This window comes from Pseudomonas sp. 313, from assembly GCF_000316965.1.
Taxonomy (GTDB): domain Bacteria; phylum Pseudomonadota; class Gammaproteobacteria; order Pseudomonadales; family Pseudomonadaceae; genus Chryseomonas; species Chryseomonas benzopyrenica.
Window position 1 is genome coordinate 1 of sequence record NZ_ANBZ01000043.1, and the last position, 16,805, is coordinate 16,805.

The window sequence follows — 16,805 nt, forward strand, 5'->3', positions numbered from 1 at the left end:
GGGGCTATAGCTCAGCTGGGAGAGCGCTTGCATGGCATGCAAGAGGTCGACGGTTCGATCCCGTCTAGCTCCACCAATTTCGTGATCCGCAAGGGTCGCACTAGGGTAACGTCCCCTTCGTCTAGTGGCCTAGGACACCGCCCTTTCACGGCGGTAACAGGGGTTCGAGTCCCCTAGGGGACGCCACACTCGAAGGAAACCGCCTCACGGCGGTTTTTTTCGTCCGCACGAAAGCCATTCACCAGGGTCTTTCCCAGGTGCCCGTCAGGGCATTGAATTGTGTTAGACCTGTATGCCGAGTCCAAGCAAGGGGAGTGGGATGATCGTCGAGTATCTCTACAGCCTGGCCCAGGTGTCTGCCGAGCAGTGGAACGGTTTGCTGGTGGACGACCAGCCCTTTCTGCGGCATGAATTCCTCTCCACCCTGGAAGACAGCGGCAGCCTGGGGCAGGGGACCGGCTGGCAGCCCGCGCACCAGATCCTCAAGGATGAACAGGGTCGACTGCGGGCCGCGATGCCGGCCTATCTCAAGGCGCACTCCTATGGCGAATATGTCTTCGACTGGGCCTGGGCCGATGCCTGCCGGCGCGCCGGGATCGACTACTATCCCAAGCTGCTGGCCGCCGTGCCCTTCTCGCCGGTGCAGGGGGCGCGTCTGCTGGGCGAGCCAACCGCCTGCGCAACCCTGCTTGACGCCACCACGGGCAGCCTGGCCGGTCTGGAGCTCTCCAGCCTGCACGTAAACTTCACCGACCCCAAGGCCGATGCCGTGCTGCAGGATCGCGATGGCTGGCTGGCCCGCCTCGGTTGCCAGTTCCACTGGCATAACCGCGGCTATCGCGACTATGGCGACTTCCTCGCCGCCCTGACCTCGCGCAAGCGCAAGCAGCTGCGCAAGGAGCGCGACCAGGTCGCCGGCCTGGGGGTGAGTTTCGAGTGGCGTAAGGGCGATGAGTTGAGCGAAGCCGAGTGGGACTTCGTCTATGCCTGCTATGCCAATACCTATGAGGTGCGTGGCCAGGATCCCTACCTGACCCGCGCCTTCTTCAGCCTGCTGGCCGAGCGGCTGCCCGAGGCGATTCGGGTGGTGCTGGTCCGCCAGGGCAGTCGGCCGGTAGCCATGGCCTTCTATCTCAAGGACGATGACACCCTCTATGGCCGTTACTGGGGCTGCCTGCAGGAATTTGACCAGCTGCACTTCGAGACCTGTTTCTACCAGGGTATCGAGTACGCCATCGCCGAAGGGCTGCAGCGCTTCGATGCCGGCGCCCAGGGTGAGCACAAGCTGATTCGGGGCTTCGAGCCCACCCTGACCCATTCCTGGCACTACCTGGTGCATCCGGGTCTGAGAGCCGCTGTGGCGGAGTTTCTCGACCAGGAGCGAGAGGGGGTCCAGGCCTATGCGCGCCGGGCCGCCGAGGCCTTGCCCTATCGCCAGGAAGACGGCGCGGCACCATGCTGAACTATCTCTGGTTCTTCTTGGCCGCGCTATTCGAGATCGCCGGCTGCTATGCCTTTTGGCTCTGGCTACGGCTGGATCGCAGTCCCTGGTGGATAGCGCCCGGGCTTGCCAGCCTGGTGCTCTTCGCCCTGTTGCTGACGCGTATCGAGTCGGCCTACGCCGGGCGCGCCTACGCCGCCTATGGCGGCATCTATGTGGTGGCGTCGCTGGGCTGGCTGGCGCTGGTCGAGCGCACCCGGCCGACTTGGACGGATCTGGCGGGCGGTCTGCTGTGCGTGGCCGGGGCGCTGGTGATCCTGTTGGCGCCGCGCGGCAGTACCTGACAGGCGCGAGACGCGCTAGTCGTCGAGCAACTCGGGCGGCACGTCGCGGCGCAGCACCAGTTGGCACAGCGCACTGTCCGGATCGAAGAGGATGACGGCTTCGCCGGTTTCCAGGGCACGTCGGGCGCGCTGGGTACGGGTCGCCAGGGGTGTTTCGTCACCGTTGTCGGTGCCGTCGCGGGTAACGAAGTCTTCCAGCAGGTTGTCTAGGGTGGCGGCAGCGAGCTGGTCGTGGGGGATGATCATCGAGAGGTGCCTGAAAAAAGGCGCCCAGGATACCCCAGGCGCTTGGTTCGAACGCTATTTGCTGCCGTCGCCGACGACCTCCTCCAGCGGCGGCAGGTGCGTCTGGTTGTCCATCTGGGTGTCTTCCGGCAGCAACTGGTGACCGAAGCGATCCAGCGAACTGTCGGCCGGTTGCGCATCGCTGTCGAACACCGGCGGGCTGAGCATGTAGCCGGTCAGCAGCTGGCTGAGCGCCGCCAGGCTGACGATATGGGTGCGCTCGTAGCCATGGGTGGCATCGCAACCGAAGGCCAGCAGGGCGACCCGCACGTCCTGGCCGGAACTGATCGCCGAGTGGGCGTCGCTGTAGTAGTAGCGGAACAGGTCGCGGCGCACCGGGATGTCGTTGCGTTGCGCCAGGCGCAGCAGATGCCGTGACAGGTGATAGTCGTAGGGGCCGGCGGAATCTTGCATGGCGACGCTGACGCGGTGCTCGTCGGAGCGCTGGCCGGGCGCGACCGGGGCGATGTCGATGCCGACGAATTCGCTGACGTCCCAGGGCAGGGCGCCGGCAGCCCCCGAACCCACCTCCTCGGTGATGGTGAACAGCGGATGGCAGTCGATGGGTGGCGTCTGGCCGGTTTCCTTGAGCATCTTCAAGGCGGTGAGCAGGGCAGCCACGCCCGCCTTGTCGTCCAGGTGGCGCGAGCTGATGTAGCCGCTGTCGGTGAATTCCGGCAGCGGATCGAAGGCGACGAAGTCGCCGACCTGCACGCCCAGTTGCTCGGTCTCGTGGCGACTCTTGGTCACGGCGTCCAGGCGCAATTCGATGTGGTCCCAGGTCACCGGCATCTTGTCGATCTCGGTGTTGAAGGCGTGACCGGAGGCCAGCAGCGGCAGCACACTGCCTCTCAGGGTGCCGTCATCGGTGAACAGGCTGACCCGGCTGCCTTCGGCGAAGCGACTCGACCAGTGGCCGACCGCCGCCAGGCCCAGGCGGCCATTGTCCTTGATCTCGCGGACGATGGCGCCAATGGTGTCCAGGTGCGCGGAGACAGCCCGGTCGGGACTCTCCTTGTGGCCCTTGATGGTGGCGCGGATGGTGCCGCGGCGGGTCAGTTCGAAGGGGATGTCGAGTTCGTTGAGCCGTTCGGCCACGTACATGACGATGGTGTCGGTGAAGCCCGTGGGGCTGGGGATGGCCAGCATGTCCAGCAGGACCTTGCGCAGGTAATCCAGATCGGGCTCGGGCAAGCGATTCATAGCGGAACCTCCCGGGAGAGCGGGAACAGCAGGTCGATGAAGCGTTCGGCGGTGGGGCGGGGCTCGTGATTGGCCAGGCCCGGCCGCTCATTGGCTTCGATGATGACGTAGTCGGGCGAGTCGGCAGCCGGGACCAGCAGGTCCATGCCGGTGACGGGGATGTCCAGTGCCCGGGCCGCCTGGATGGCAGCATCGGCCAGCACCGGATGGAGGCTGTCGGTGACGTCTTCCAGGATGCCGCCGGTGTGTAGGTTGGCGGTCTTGCGCACGGCCAGGTGGGTGCCGGTGGGAAGCACGCTGTCCCACTCGTAGCCGGCACCGCGGATGGCGCGTTCGGTTTCCTCGTCCACCGGGATGCGCGACTCGCCGCCGGTGGCGGCCTGGCGACGGCGACTCTGGGCTTCGATCAGGTCCCGGACGCTGTGCTGACCGTCGCCGACGATTTCCGCCGGCCGGCGGATGGCCGCAGCCACCACCTCGTGGCCAATGACCACTATCCGCAGGTCGAGGCCCTGGTGAAAGCTTTCCAGCAGCACGCGATCGTCATAACGCTGCGCCGCCTGGATGGCGGTGGCGAGGTGTTCGGCGTCGCGGATATCCACGGCCACGCCCTTGCCCTGTTCGCCATTGACCGGCTTGACCACCAGAGCGCCATGCTTCTCCAGGAAGGCGGCGTTGTCTTCGTCGCTGCCCGCCAGTTGCTGTTCAGGGACCTTCAACCCGGCCCGGGCCAGGGTACGGCTGGTCAGCACCTTGTCGGCGCAGAGGGTCATGGTCACGGCGGAGGTGAGATCGGTGAGGGATTCGCGGCAGCGGATGCGGCGGTTGCCCTGGATCAGGGTGAAAAGGCCGCCCTCGGCATCGTCCACCTGGACCTCGATGCCACGCCGCAGGGCTTCGTCGACAATGATCCGTGCATAGGGATTCAGTTCGGCAGCAGGGCCGGGGCCGAGGAAAAGCGTCTGATTGATGCCGTTCTTGCATTTGATGGCGAAGGTCTGCAGCTGACGGAAACCCAGCTTATCGTAGAGTCGCTTGGCCTGCAGGTTGTCATGCAGCACCGACAGGTCCAGGTAGGCCAGGCCGCGACTGGCATAGTGCTCGATCAAATGGCGCACCAGCGCCTCGCCGACACCGGGTCGGCTGCACTCGGGCGATACCGCCAGGCACCACAGCGAGGAGCCACCATCGGGATCCTGGAAGGCCTTGACGTGATTGAGGCCCATCACCGAGCCGATGATGGCGCCGCTGTCGTCGTCTTCCGCCAGCCAGTAGACCGGGCCGCCCTTGTGCCGGGGCGTCAGCCGCTCGGTATCGACGGGCAGCATGTGCCGCTGCTGATAGAGTCGGTTGATCTCGCTCCAGTCCTGCGCGGAGCAGGCGCGGCGGATCCGAAAGCCGCGATAGATCCGGCGGGCCGGACGATAGTCGCTGAACCAGATCCGCAGGGTATCGCTGGGGTCGAGGAACAGCTGCTGGGGTGCCTGGGCCAGCACCTGATGCGGCGCGGCCACGTAGAGCGCAATGTCGCGCTCGCCGGGCGTTTCGGTGAGCAGCTCCTTGGCCAGGCTGGCGGGGTCGGGATAGGTATGGCCGACGAGCAGCCGTCCCCAGCCGCAATGCAGGCAGAGCGGCTGGGAGGTCGGATGGTCGCCTTCCGCCAGGCGCGCCTGCAGCCGTTCGTAGGAGGGCGTCTGGGCCCGCTGGAGGCGCTGGTTGTAGCTGGTCGCTTTCATGCGTCGTGCACCCTCACAGTCCGTGTTCGCTCAGCCAGAGGTTGAGCGCGGCGAGTTGCCAGAGCTTGGAGCCACGCAGGGGCGTGATGCGGTCGGCCGGATTGGTCAGCAGGCGATCGATCTCGGCGGTGTCGAACAGACCGCGATCCTGGCTGGGATCCAGCAGTAGCTCGCGTACCCAGCTGAGGGTGTTGCCTTCCAGGTGTTTGAGGCCCGGCACCGGGAAATAGCCCTTGGGCCGGTCGATCACCTCCTGGGGAATGACCTTGCGCGCGGCGGCCTTGAGCACCTGCTTACCGCCGTCGCCCAGCTTGAATTCAGCGGGAATGCGCGCCGAGAGTTCAGCCAGGCGATAGTCGAGGAAGGGCACCCGGGCTTCCAGGCCCCAGGCCATGGTCATGTTGTCGACCCGCTTGACCGGGTCGTCCACCAGCATCACGGTGCTGTCCAGGCGCAGGGCCTTGTCGACCCCGGCGCTGGCGCCCGGCTTGGCGAAGTGCTGACGGACGAAGGCCTCGGCGGCGTCTTCCTCCAGGCGCATGCCCGCCTGCACGGTGGCGGCATACTGGGCGTAGTCGCGGTCGAAGAAGGCGGCGCGATAGGCGGCGAAGGGATCGGCGGCGCCATGCACCTGGGGATACCAGTGGTAACCGGCGAAGAGTTCATCCGCGCCCTGGCCGCTTTGTACGACCTTGCAGTGCTTGGAGACCTCGCGTGACAGCAGATAGAAGGCGATGCAGTCGTGGCTCACCATCGGCTCGCTCATGGCCGAGAAGGCGCGCGGCAGCTGCTGGATGATCTCGTCCTCGGCGATGCGCAACTGGTGGTGGCGGGTGCCGTAGTGATTGGCGATCAGATCGGAATACTGGAATTCGTCGCCGCGCTCGCCGCCGGCATCCTCGAAGCCGATGGAGAAGGTCAGCAGGTCCTTGACCCCCGAATCGTGCAGCAGGCCCACCAGCAGGCTGGAATCCACGCCACCCGACAGCAATACGCCCACCTCGCGCGCGGCGCGCTGGCGGATTGCGACGGCATCCTTGAGGCCGTGCAGGACGCGCTCGGCCCAGTCGTCCAGAGTGTAGCGACGCTCGTCTTCACGGGGACCGTAGTCCAGATTCCACCAGGTCTCCTGATGCTGCTGGCCAGACGCATCCACAGTCATCCAGGTCGCTGGCGGCAGCTTCTGCACGCCCTGCAGGATGGTGCGCGGTGCCGGCACCACAGCGTGGAAGTTCAGGTAGTGGTTGAGCGCGACCGGATCGATGCGGGTGTCGATGTCACCGGCTTCCAACAGGGCGGGCAGGCTGGAGGCGAATCTCAGGCGTTTGTCGGTGAACGACAGATACAGCGGCTTGATCCCCAGACGATCCCGGGCGATGAACAGCCGGCCGCTGTCACGCTCCCAGATGGCGAAGGCGAACATGCCATTGAGCTTGGGCAGCATGTCCTTACCCCAGGCGTGATAGGCCTTGAGCAGGATCTCGGTGTCACCCCCGGAAAAAAAGCTGTAACCCTTGGCTTCCAGCTCGCTGCGCAATTCCGGGTAGTTGTAGATGGCGCCGTTGAACACCATCGACAACCCCAGTTCCGGCTCGATCATGGGTTGGCCCGAGGCTTCCGCCAGATCCATGATCTTCAACCGCCGGTGGCCCAGGGCGACCGGCCCCTGGCTATGGAAGCCCCAGGCATCCGGTCCGCGCTGTTCGAGGCGGTGGGTGATGCGCTCCACCGCGCTGATGGCTGCAGGTTGTTGATCGAAACGAAGCTCTCCGGCGATGCCGCACATGGTGCTGTGCCTCTTGAATCCTTGGGATGCGGCGCAACGAGTTCAGTCCCGAACCCGGCGTGCGCATCCAATGCGTGTGGACTTCTCGCGATCCTTGAGAAGCCAATGCAGGGGCGCCGTGCGGGCGCAAAGGGCAGGGGCGGACAGCTCGTCTGTCTGGCGCCGTGGGCCTGAACGCACGCACCGACCGACAGCGGGTCTCAAAGAGAGTGGGGTACCGCCGGTCAGGGCCTCAGGTTACGAGCCCCAGGCGCGGCGGATGGTTCCATCGCAAGGGTCATGGCTGCCGCCACCGTCACAGGCGGGACTGCAAAAGTGATCTTTATATGTTATAATGTATCTTTAATCGGCGCGTGGGAGGCATCCCGTCTTCGGCGCCCCAGACCAGGAGACGTCTCATGAAACCCGGTATCCATCCCAACTACCGTCCCGTGCTGTTCCACGACACCACCTCGGACACCTACTTCCTGATTCGCTCCACGGCTGAGAGCGACCGCACCCAGGAATACGAAGGCGAGACCTATCCCTACATCAGCCTCGACGTATCCAGCGCTTCCCACCCCATCTACACCGGCGAGCAGCGCCAGATGAAGGTCGAAGGCCGCGTCTCGAGCTTCAACAAGAAGTTCGCCGGCTTCCCGGGTGGCAACAGCAAGTAAGCGCCACGGGCAGCGCGCCGGCTCAGCGCGCGCTGCTGACCCCTTCGAGGGTGGCGAAGGAGGTGTCCTTGGCGGTCAGCAGGAAATCCTGCATGAAGGGCGCTTCCAGCATGTCTTCGCGAATCGCCGCATGGAGCGTCGCATAGAGGCCTTTCTCCCCCAGCCGGCGCGCCGTCACGTAGCCGCGCGAGCTGTACTCGTGGATCGCCCAGTTGGGCAGGCAGCAGACGCCACGGCCTGACGCCACCAGTTGCAGCATCATCACCGTCATCTCCGCCGTGCGAATCGAGAGCGGTTCGACATCGGCCGGATCGAGAAAACGGGTGAAGATATCCAGTCGATCGCGCTCCACCGGATAGGTGATCTGGGTCTCCTGGGCGAGGTCCTCGGGCACGATATAGGGCCGCTGTGCCAGGGGATGCTGGTTGGCCACCGCCAGCAGGGCTTCGTAGGTGAACAGTGGCACATAGGTGACCCCCGAGAGGTCCACCGGATTGGCGGTGACCACCAGATCCAGATCGCCCCGCGCTAGCGCGGGCAAGGGTGCGAAAGAGAATCCGGAGGCCAGGTCCAGCTCCACTTCCGGCCAGGAATCGCGAAACTGGTCGATGGTCGGCATCAGCCATTGGAAGCAGCTGTGGCATTCGATGGCCATGTGCAGCCGGCCCGCCGTCCCGCCCACCAGGCGCGCCAGATCCCGTTCGGCACTGCGCAGATGCGGCAACACCGCGTCCGCGGTCTGCAGCAGGCGCAAACCGGCGCTGGTGAAGCGGATGGGTTTGGTCTTGCGAATGAATAGCGGGGTCCCCAGCCGTTCTTCCAGTTCCTTGAACTGATGGGAGAGGGCGGACTGGGTCAGATGCAAGCGTTCTGCAGCCTCCACCAGACTGGAGGATTCGCGGAGTGCATGCAGGGTTTTCAGGTGGCGAAGTTCGAACATGGCGTCGGCGCTGGAGGTAAAGGTGCATCATGAAGACTTTTCATGGTGCTGCCTATGCTCCAACGCGCCTGGCGCGTTGTTTCAGTGTCTATTGCAAGGGTGAACACCGCTGTTCCTGAGCGGATTGCCCGCTCAGGAACAGCAGGCGTCAGGCCGCGTTGCTGTCCTTGGTGCTCCGGGCGGGTTCGGAATGCGCCAGGAGGTTTTCCAGAGCGGCCCGCTCCGTAGCGGTGAATACCAGTCCCAACTTGGTCCGCCGCCAGAGCACGTCATCGGCATGGGTGACCCACTCGTGGCGCTGCAGGTATTCCACTTCACGCACGTGGAGGTCAGCGCCGATTACCGCACCTAGTTCCTCCACCGAGCGCGAATCACCCAGCAGGGTCCAGACCCGACTGCCATAGGTGTTGGCCCAGCGCTGCGCCAGGGCCGGCGTCAGGCCGCTGACCTTGTCCAGCAGTTCGCGGGTCAAGGCCTGGGGCGTGGTCATGTTCTCGCCACCGGGCAGCGGCGCCGAGGCTGTCCAGCTGTTGCCCAGCCGGGGGAAGAAGGGCTGCAGCTGCGCCATCGCCGACTCGGCCAGCTTGCGATAGGTGGTCAGCTTGCCACCGAACACCGACAGCAGTGGGGCGCCCTGTTCTTCGGCCAGCGACAGGGTGTAGTCCCGGGTGATGGCGGAGGGGTTATCCGACTCGTCGTCGCACAGCGGGCGGACACCGGAGAAGGTGTGCAGGACGTCATCGCGACTGAGCTGCTTGCGGAAGTGGGCATTGGCCACCCCCAGCACATAGTCGATTTCCTGGTCGGTGATGGTCACCTTGGCCGGATCGCCCTGGTACTCGCGATCCGTGGTGCCGACCATGGTGTATTGGCCCAGGTAGGGAATGGCGAAGACGATGCGACGGTCCTCGTTCTGCATGATGTAGGCCTGCTCGCCTTCGTACAGCTTGGGCACGATGACATGGCTGCCCTGGATCAGGCGGATGCCATAGGGCGACTTCTGCTGCAGGTCCTGACGGATGAAGCTGGCGACCCAGGGGCCGGCGGCATTGACCAGGCCCTTGGCACGGATCTGCTGGCGCCCCTGAGGACCTTCGACCTCAACCTCCCAGTGACCCTCGACGCGGCGGGCGCTGACGCAACGGGTGCGGGTCACTATGTCGGCACCCTTGTCCCGCGCCTGCATGGCGTTGAGCACCACCAGACGGGCATCGTCCACCCAGCAATCGGAATACTCGAAGCCACGCTTGATCTCGGCCTTGAGCGGCCCCTGGGCATCGAATGTCAGGCCGCGCGAACCCGGCAGCTTTTCGCGCTTGCCGAGGTGGTCATAAAGGAAGAGACCGGCACGGATCATCCAGGCCGGACGCAGGTGCGGGCGATGGGGCAGGACGAAGCGCATCGGTTTGACGATGTGGGGCGCCTTCGCCAGCAGTACCTCGCGCTCGGCCAGGGCTTCGCGCACTAGCCGGAACTCATGGTGTTCCAGGTAGCGCAGGCCGCCGTGGATCAGCTTGCTGCTGGCAGAGGAGGTGTGGCTCGCCAAGTCGTCACGTTCACAGAGGAACACCGACAGGCCACGACCGGCGGCGTCGGCGGCGATGCCGACGCCATTGATGCCACCGCCGATGACGGCGAGATCGTAGGTCCGGGGAGTTGCAGTGGGTGCCTGGGCCATGGTGCCTCCTGTGAAACGAACATAATTATTCGGTTTCGAACATAATAGCCCAGCAAAAACTCAGGTTCTAGCCAGGTCTGTGTCTTCAGACCGCTAAAACGAAAAAAAACGAATATGGAGAGGGGGGAGGCGACGAATGGTCGTCGCCCCTGGAGGTCAGCGCGGGCGCGCTACCTCGACCTTGACCTGCCATTCGCGCAGGCAGCGCGCGAAGGCCGGAGAGGGCTCCTGCTCGGTGAACAGCTGATCGATCTGCTCCAGGCTGCCCAGGCGGATCATGGCGTTGCGGCCGAACTTGCTGGAGTCGGCGGCGAGAAACACCTGGCGGGCATTGTGGATGATGGCCTGGGAGACGCAGACCTCCTGGTAGTCGAAATCCAGCAGGGTGCCGTCTTCGTCGATACCGCTGATGCCCACCAGGGCGTAGTCGACCTTGAACTGCTTGATGAAGTCGGCGGTGGCCTGGCCCACTACGCCGCCGTCGCTGCGTACCTTGCCGCTGGCGATCAGCACGTCGAAGTCGTCCTTGGCGCTGAGGATGTTGGCCACGTGCAGGTTGTTGGTGATGACCTTGAGGCTGCGATGCCCGAGCAGGGCATGGGCGATGGCCTCGGTGGTGGTGCCGATGTTGATGAACAGCGAGGCATGGTCGGGCACGGCAGCGGCCACGGCTTCGGCGATCAGGCGCTTTTCCTCGCGCATCTGCCCGGCCCTCATGCTGTATTCGGTGTTTTCCACGCTGGAGTCGTGGGCGGCACCCCCGTGGTAGCGCCGCAGTAGCCCGGCTTCGGCGAGCTGGTTGATGTCGCGGCGGATCGTCTGGGGGGTGACGGAGAAATGCTGGGCCAGCTCTTCGATGCTGACGTAGCCGCGCTCACGGACCAGTTCGAGAATCTGCTGTTGGCGAGGCGCCAGGCTCATTACGGCTTCCTTGAGGTGATCGAGTAAATTCACAGAGGATGCCGTAGCTCTTTCAAGGTGGAAAGCGCTTGTCGCGCAAAGCAAGACCGGCGTCGGAAGACGCCGGCCTCGTGGGGGAGCCTTGCGGGAAGCGGCCCGGCAAGTACCGGCCGCCTCCCGGTCGGATTCGACTCAGTCCAGCGCCCAGCCGCGGGTACGCTCGACGGCCTTCTTCCAACCCTTGTACAGGGTGTCTCTCTTGCTCGGATCGCAAGCCGGTTCGAAGACGCGCTCGATGGTGCTCTTGCTGCGCAACTCGTCCAGGCTGCTCCAGAAGCCGGTGGCGAGACCGGCCAGGTAGGCCGCGCCCAGGGCCGTGGTCTCCTTCATTTCCGGTCGCTCGACCCGGGTGCCGAGCACATCCGACTGGAACTGCATGAGGAAGTTGTTGGCGGTGGCGCCGCCGTCCACGCGCAGGGACTTCAAGGCTTCGCCGGCATCCTGCTGCATGGCGTCCAGCACGTCGCGGGTCTGGAAGGCGATGGATTCCAGAGTGGCGCGGATGATGTGGTCCACCTTCACGCCCCGGGTCAGGCCGAACAGCGCGCCGCGGGCATAGGGATCCCAGTAGGGCGCGCCCAGACCGGTGAAGGCCGGGACCAGGTAGACGCCGTTGCTGTCGGTCACCTTGGTGGCGAAGTACTCGGAGTCCAGGGAATCGTTGATCACCTTGAGCTCGTCACGCAGCCACTGGACGGTGGAGCCGCCGTTGAAGATGGCGCCTTCCAGGGCGTAGTTGACCTCGCCGCGAGGACCGCAGGCGATGGTGGTCAGCAGGCCGTGCTGGGACTGCACCGCCTTCTCGCCGGTGTTCATCAGCAGGAAGCAACCGGTGCCATAGGTGTTCTTGGCCTGGCCGGGCTCCACGCACATCTGGCCGAACAGCGCCGCCTGCTGGTCGCCGGCGATACCGGCGATGGGGATGCCGGTGGTCTGGCCGCTGCCCAGGTGCGCCTGGCCATAGACCTCGGAGGAGGACTTCACCTCCGGCAGCATCTCGCGCGGGATGTCGAGCACCTCGAGCATGGTGGCATCCCACTCACGCTTGTGGATATCGAACAGCAGGGTGCGGGAGGCGTTGGTGTAGTCGGTGACGTGGGCCTGGCCCTGGGTCATCTTCCAGATCAGCCAGGTGTCCACGGTGCCGAACAGCAGCTCGCCGCGGCGGGCGCGTTCACGGCTGCCTTCGACGTGATCGAGGATCCACTTGATCTTGGTGCCGGAGAAATAGGGATCGATCACCAGGCCGGTGGTCTTGCGGATATGGTCTTCCATGCCGTCGCGCTTGAGCTGGTCGCAGATCGCGGTGCTCTGGCGGCTCTGCCAGACGATGGCGTTGTAGATGGGACGACCGGTGAGCTTGTCCCAGACGATGGCGGTTTCACGCTGGTTGGTGATGCCGATGGCGGCGATCTGCTCGGTGCTGATGCTGGCCTGGGCCAGGGCCTCGACGAACACCGCGCTCTGGGTGGCCCAGATCTCCATGGGGTCGTGCTCGACCCAGCCGGCCTGGGGATAGATCTGCGCGAATTCGCGCTGGGCGATGGTCACCACGTTGGCATTGCGGTCCAGCACGATGGCGCGGGAGCTGGTGGTGCCCTGGTCGAGCGCGACGATGTACTGCTTGTTCTGGTCGGTCATGGTCGTATTCCTTATTGTGATTCGCGGCGATCAGGACGCTTTGGAAGCGGAGTTCACTTCGGTGCGAGCGCTGTCCTCGGCCTTGGCCGGGACGTCGCAGGCACCGGAAGCCAGGCCGGGCAGGTGGCGGCAGATCAGCGCCTTGTAACCGGCGGCGCCCAGGCAGGCACCGACGATGGGGCCGAAGATCGGCACCAGGAAGTAGGGGATGTCGCGGCCACCGGTAAAAGCGATTTCACCCCACCCGGCGAAGAAGGCCATCAGCTTGGGTCCGAAATCCCGGGCCGGGTTCATGGCGAAGCCGGTCAGCGGACCCATGGAACCACCGATCACGGCGATCAGCAGGCCGATCAGCAGGGGGGCGAGCGGGCCACGGGGCAGGCCGTTGCCGTCGTCGGTGAGGGCCATGATCATGGCCAGCAGGATGGCGGTGATGACGGCTTCCACCAGGAAGGCCTGACCGATCGACAGGGAAGGATGGGGATAGGTGGAGAAGACGCCGGCCAGTTCCAGGCTCGCCTGGCTGCCGCGGACCATGTTGTGGGCCTGTTCATAATCGAAAAACAGGCTGCTGTAGAGGCCGTAGACCAGCGCCGCGCCACAGAAGGCACCGGCGACCTGGGCCAGGATGTAGGCCGGGACCTTGCGTCTTTCGAAGCCACCGAACAGCCAGAGGGCGATGGTGACGGCCGGGCTGAGATGCGCGCCGGAGACACCGGCAGACAGGTAGACCGCCATGCTCACGCCGACGCCCCAGATGATACTGATCTCCCACAAACCGAGGGTAGCGCCGCCGACCTTCGCGGCCGCCACGCAGCCGGTACCGAAGAAGATGAGCAGGGCTGTGCCGAGGAATTCGGCGATGCATTGACCGCGTAGTGTTGGAGCGAGAAGAGTACTCATGGGGGAGCCTCGTGGTTGTTGTATTTATAGGTGGCCGATGGGCCATTTGTTCGCAACCGAAAATCTAATTTCAAATATGAAAACTGTCAAAGCTCCTGAGCGCAAAAACAGTGACGACGTTCGACAATTCATTGCCGATGCGACGCCGCCTGCTATTTTGGTCATAGGACTTGTGAAGACAACCTGTCCATCGGCCGGTCTTAGGCTGTAGCCGTCGCTACAGGGATCATCAGAGGCCGGGTGCCCGCGCGACGTTGACGCTTGCTGTTTCTCTTCTTCTGCTCAGGTAGCGTGCATGTCCCTAGAATTTCATCAGGTCGATGCCTTCACCGATCAGGCCTTTCGCGGCAATCCTGCTGCCGTCTACCGCCTGGATAGCTGGCCGGCCGACGAGCTGCTGCAGCGAATCGCCACCGAGCACAATCTTTCGGAAACCGCCTTCGTGGTGCGCGAGGGCGAGACCTGGCGGATTCGCTGGTTCACCCCGCGGACCGAGGTGCCATTATGCGGTCATGCCACCCTGGCAGCCGCTCATGTGCTGTTTGAAGCCTATGGAGAGCCTGGAGATCGACTGGAGTTCATCTGCCAGTCGGGCGTGCTGCGGGTGTTTCGCGAGGGCGATGGCCTGCTGGCGCTGGATTTTCCGGCGTTGGTGCCCACGGAGCTGGGGGTGACGCCCGAACTGGAGCGAGCCCTGCAGGTCTCGCCGGTGGATGCCCTGGCGGCGGACAAGCTGCTGGTGCTGCTGGAGTCGGAACAGGCGGTGCGTGACTGCAAGCCGGATCTGGCTGCCATTGCCCGGCTGCCCTGGCAGGGCGTCATCGTGACCGCACGGGGACAGGAGGTCGACTTCGTCTCGCGCTTCTTCGCCCCGGCAGTGGGCGTGGACGAGGATCCCGTCACCGGCTCGGCGCATTGCAGCCTGATTCCCTACTGGTCGCGGCGACTGGCCAAGCGGATGCTCACCGCCCAGCAACTCTCCGCTCGCGGTGGGCAACTCAGGTGTCGGTTGGAAGGCGATCGGGTCAGTATCGCCGGGCGGGCGGTAACGGTCATGCGCGGGCAGCTGTTGCTGTGAGCCAAAGGCCTCGGCTGCCTGGCGCAACCGAGGCCTACGCCAGGATCAGGCGTGTAGCGGCGGCTTGATGAGGAATTCGAGTAGCGCCTTCTGGGCGTGGAGGCGATTTTCGGCTTCGTCCCAGACCACGGCGCGCGGATCGTCCAGCAGGGTATGGCTGATTTCCTCACCGCGGTGAGCCGGTAGGCAGTGCATGAACAGCACCTCGGGGGCGGCGCCATCGAGCAGCTCGGCGGTGACCTGGTAGGGCTTGAAGGCTGCCAGGCGCAGACGGGTTTCTTCTTCCTGGCCCATGGAGGTCCAGACATCGGTGCTGACCAGGTGCGCCTGGGCCACGGCCTCACGCGGATCCCGGGTCAGCTGCACGCGGTCGCCGGCCCGTTCGAGAAAGCGCGGGTTGGGCTCGTAGCCTTCCGGACAGGCAATGCGCAGGGTGAAGTCGAGCTGTTCGGCCGCCTCGATGTAGCTGTTGCACATGTTGTTGCCGTCGCCGATCCAGGCCACGGTCTTGCCACGGATATCGCCCCGGTGTTCGAAGAAGGTCTGCATGTCGGCCAGCAGCTGGCAGGGGTGCAGGTCATCCGACAGACCATTGATCACCGGCACCTGGGAATGGGCGGCAAAGGTGGTCAGCATCTCGTGGGCGTAGGTGCGGATCATCACGCCGTCGAGCATGCTCGACATGACGCGGGCGCTGTCCGGAACGGGTTCGCCGCGGCCGAGTTGGGTATCCCGGGAGGAGAGAAAGATCGCCTGGCCGCCGAGCTGGATCATGCCGGCCTCGAAGGAGAGGCGGGTGCGGGTCGAGGCCTTCTCGAAGATCATGCCCAGGACGCGATTGCGCAGGGGTTCGTGCAGCACACCCCGGTTACGCAGGGCCTTGAGCTCAATGCCCCGTGCGATGAGTTGCCGGAGTTCCGCGGAGGAACAATCCATGAAAGAGAGAAAGTGGCGAACCGTCATTTCGTTACCCTAGCGTCCCGTCCCGGTAACGGCCGTCCCTGGAGGACGCGGCGAACCTGAGAGCATGCCGTTTCAAACGGCGGAAAGACCAAAGGCGAAATGGTATAAGTTCATGTCGCATTTTACCACCATCGCAGGCTAGGCCCTCAATTCAGGGCGGCTAGCCTGGGACAGGGTAGCGGACGGGTGGGGGTTACAGTAGGTCGGTGGGAACGTTGCCGCCGTTGTCGGCCAGCTTCTGCAGAACGGCCTTGTGCAGCCACATGTTCATCTGGGCGGAGTCGTTCAGCTTGTCGGCGGGGCAGTTCAGCTCCTTGGCCAGTTCCTGGCGCGCGGTCAGGCTGCTGTCCAGGTCGAGCAGCTTGAGCAGGTCGACGATGGAGGTCTTCCAGTTGAGCTGTTCGCCTTTCTGGGCGGCCAGGCCATCGAGCTTGGCGGCGACGTCCACCTGGCTCATGGGAGTGGCGCCGCCGGTCGCGGCCGGGTTGCCGGCAGGTGCGGCGGTATCGGTCGCGCCGGTGGTGGGCGCTGCGGCGGGGGTATCCGCGTGGGCCTCACCAATGCCGAGCTTCGAGAGGATCTTGCTGAACAGGCTCATGGAGTTCTCCTGGGTCTTGGATCAGGCGCACCGAGTGGCGCCTACCCTTAACCTGACCACAGCCTCGCCGCCAAAGTTTGCCAGTTGGTCTGCCAAATCGCTGCGGGCGGAGCGAACGGGCCTCGACAGACGTGGTCGATTGCCAGGTCGAGCCGCGCCTGTTTCGGGCTGGACGTCGCGGAAATCCCGGCGTTCCACCGGCCTTTCCGTTACAATCGTCCCACCGTATTAGCGAGGTGCATCGTGGAAATCATCGATACCATCAAAGACCAGATTGCCAACAATCCCGTGCTGCTCTACATGAAGGGTTCGCCGAACGCGCCTCAGTGCGGCTTCTCTTCCCGTGCCGCTCAGGTGTTGATGGCCTGTGGCGAAAAATTCGCCTATGTCGACATCCTGCAGAATCCGGAAATCCGCGCCAATCTGCCCAAGTACGCCAACTGGCCGACCTTTCCCCAGCTGTGGGTGGGCGGCGAGCTGGTCGGCGGCAGCGACATCCTGGCCGAGCTGTACGAGAAGGGCGAGCTGCAGACCCTGATCAAGCAAGCCGTGGAAACCAAGGACGCCTGAGTCTTTGGCCCATAAAAAAA

The 16,805-nt window shown here is 64.6% G+C and carries 16 protein-coding genes and 2 tRNA genes; 7 read left to right on the plus strand and 11 right to left on the minus strand.

Annotated features, from left to right (window positions below; genetic code table 11):
- The 4 genes from C722_RS0109585 to C722_RS0109600 all read left to right on the plus strand — a co-directional run bounded on the left by C722_RS0109585 (position 1) and on the right by C722_RS0109600 (position 1,785).
- A tRNA-Ala gene (locus C722_RS0109585) sits at positions 1-76 on the plus strand.
- A 34-nt stretch (positions 77-110) separates the two neighbouring features.
- A tRNA-Glu gene (locus C722_RS0109590) sits at positions 111-186 on the plus strand.
- Between the two features lie 133 nt (positions 187-319).
- Complete coding sequence (locus C722_RS0109595) at positions 320-1,462, plus strand: GNAT family N-acetyltransferase (RefSeq protein ID WP_017640296.1); 1,143 nt, start codon at positions 320-322, stop codon at positions 1,460-1,462.
- Complete coding sequence (locus tag C722_RS0109600; RefSeq protein WP_017640297.1) at positions 1,456-1,785, plus strand: YnfA family protein; 330 nt, start codon at positions 1,456-1,458, stop codon at positions 1,783-1,785. The genes C722_RS0109595 and C722_RS0109600 overlap by 7 nt, the downstream gene beginning before the upstream one ends.
- Before the next feature lie 15 nt (positions 1,786-1,800).
- Here the strand turns inward: C722_RS0109600 and C722_RS0109605 are convergent, their stop codons facing one another.
- The 4 genes from C722_RS0109605 to C722_RS0109620 are packed head-to-tail and all read right to left on the minus strand — an operon-like array spanning position 1,801 to position 6,795.
- The gene (locus C722_RS0109605) at positions 1,801-2,031 is read right to left on the minus strand and encodes a YheU family protein (protein ID WP_007162735.1); all 231 of its coding nucleotides are present in this window, start codon (positions 2,029-2,031) and stop codon (positions 1,801-1,803) included.
- Positions 2,032-2,085: 54 nt separating this feature from the next.
- Entirely contained in the window at positions 2,086-3,273 is a 1,188-nt protein-coding gene (locus C722_RS0109610; RefSeq protein ID WP_017640298.1) for an osmoprotectant NAGGN system M42 family peptidase, read from the minus strand.
- On the minus strand, positions 3,270-5,009 hold the full coding sequence (ngg, locus tag C722_RS0109615; protein WP_017640299.1) for an N-acetylglutaminylglutamine synthetase: 1,740 nt from the start codon (positions 5,007-5,009) through the stop codon (positions 3,270-3,272). Before ngg ends, C722_RS0109610 begins: the two co-directional genes overlap by 4 nt.
- A 13-nt stretch (positions 5,010-5,022) precedes the next feature.
- A complete protein-coding gene (locus C722_RS0109620) occupies positions 5,023-6,795 on the minus strand; it encodes an N-acetylglutaminylglutamine amidotransferase (protein ID WP_017640300.1) in 1,773 nt (590 codons plus the stop codon).
- 398 nt (positions 6,796-7,193) lie between these two features.
- Between C722_RS0109620 and C722_RS0109625 the strand changes: the two genes are divergently transcribed.
- Positions 7,194-7,454 (plus strand): type B 50S ribosomal protein L31, encoded by a 261-nt coding sequence (locus C722_RS0109625; RefSeq protein ID WP_007162739.1) that lies wholly within the window; start codon positions 7,194-7,196, stop codon positions 7,452-7,454.
- A 22-nt stretch (positions 7,455-7,476) separates the two neighbouring features.
- On the opposite strand, the gene metR is transcribed toward C722_RS0109625, so the two are convergent.
- The 5 genes from metR to C722_RS0109650 form a co-directional block, all read right to left on the minus strand.
- Entirely contained in the window at positions 7,477-8,394 is a 918-nt protein-coding gene (gene metR / locus C722_RS0109630; RefSeq protein ID WP_017640301.1) for a transcriptional regulator MetR, read from the minus strand.
- Between the two features lie 148 nt (positions 8,395-8,542).
- Positions 8,543-10,072 carry a glycerol-3-phosphate dehydrogenase gene (gene glpD, locus C722_RS0109635; RefSeq protein ID WP_017640302.1) on the minus strand — a complete coding sequence of 510 codons (1,530 nt, stop codon included), beginning with the start codon at positions 10,070-10,072 and terminating at the stop codon, positions 8,543-8,545.
- 156 nt (positions 10,073-10,228) lie between these two features.
- A complete protein-coding gene (locus tag C722_RS0109640; RefSeq protein WP_007162742.1) occupies positions 10,229-10,993 on the minus strand; it encodes a DeoR/GlpR family DNA-binding transcription regulator in 765 nt (254 codons plus the stop codon).
- A 171-nt stretch (positions 10,994-11,164) separates the two neighbouring features.
- Complete coding sequence (glpK, locus tag C722_RS0109645) at positions 11,165-12,673, minus strand: glycerol kinase GlpK (RefSeq protein ID WP_017640303.1); 1,509 nt, start codon at positions 12,671-12,673, stop codon at positions 11,165-11,167.
- Between the two features lie 30 nt (positions 12,674-12,703).
- The gene (locus C722_RS0109650; protein ID WP_017640304.1) at positions 12,704-13,576 is read right to left on the minus strand and encodes an MIP/aquaporin family protein; all 873 of its coding nucleotides are present in this window, start codon (positions 13,574-13,576) and stop codon (positions 12,704-12,706) included.
- Positions 13,577-13,871: 295 nt separating this feature from the next.
- Here C722_RS0109650 and C722_RS0109655 point away from each other — a divergent pair, with 295 nt between their 5' ends.
- On the plus strand, positions 13,872-14,654 hold the full coding sequence (locus C722_RS0109655) for a PhzF family phenazine biosynthesis protein (RefSeq protein ID WP_017640305.1): 783 nt from the start codon (positions 13,872-13,874) through the stop codon (positions 14,652-14,654).
- 45 nt (positions 14,655-14,699) lie between these two features.
- Here the strand turns inward: C722_RS0109655 and argF are convergent, their stop codons facing one another.
- Both argF and C722_RS0109665 read right to left on the minus strand, forming a co-directional pair.
- Positions 14,700-15,617 carry an ornithine carbamoyltransferase gene (gene argF / locus C722_RS0109660; protein WP_026083758.1) on the minus strand — a complete coding sequence of 306 codons (918 nt, stop codon included), beginning with the start codon at positions 15,615-15,617 and terminating at the stop codon, positions 14,700-14,702.
- Between the two features lie 193 nt (positions 15,618-15,810).
- The gene (locus tag C722_RS0109665) at positions 15,811-16,215 is read right to left on the minus strand and encodes a DUF3597 domain-containing protein (protein ID WP_017640307.1); all 405 of its coding nucleotides are present in this window, start codon (positions 16,213-16,215) and stop codon (positions 15,811-15,813) included.
- Positions 16,216-16,458: 243 nt separating this feature from the next.
- On the opposite strand from C722_RS0109665, the gene grxD reads away from it, so the two are divergent.
- Positions 16,459-16,785, plus strand: a complete 327-nt coding sequence (gene grxD, locus C722_RS0109670) for a Grx4 family monothiol glutaredoxin (protein ID WP_017640308.1) — start codon at positions 16,459-16,461, stop codon at positions 16,783-16,785.
- The last annotated feature ends 20 nt before the right edge of the window (positions 16,786-16,805 follow it).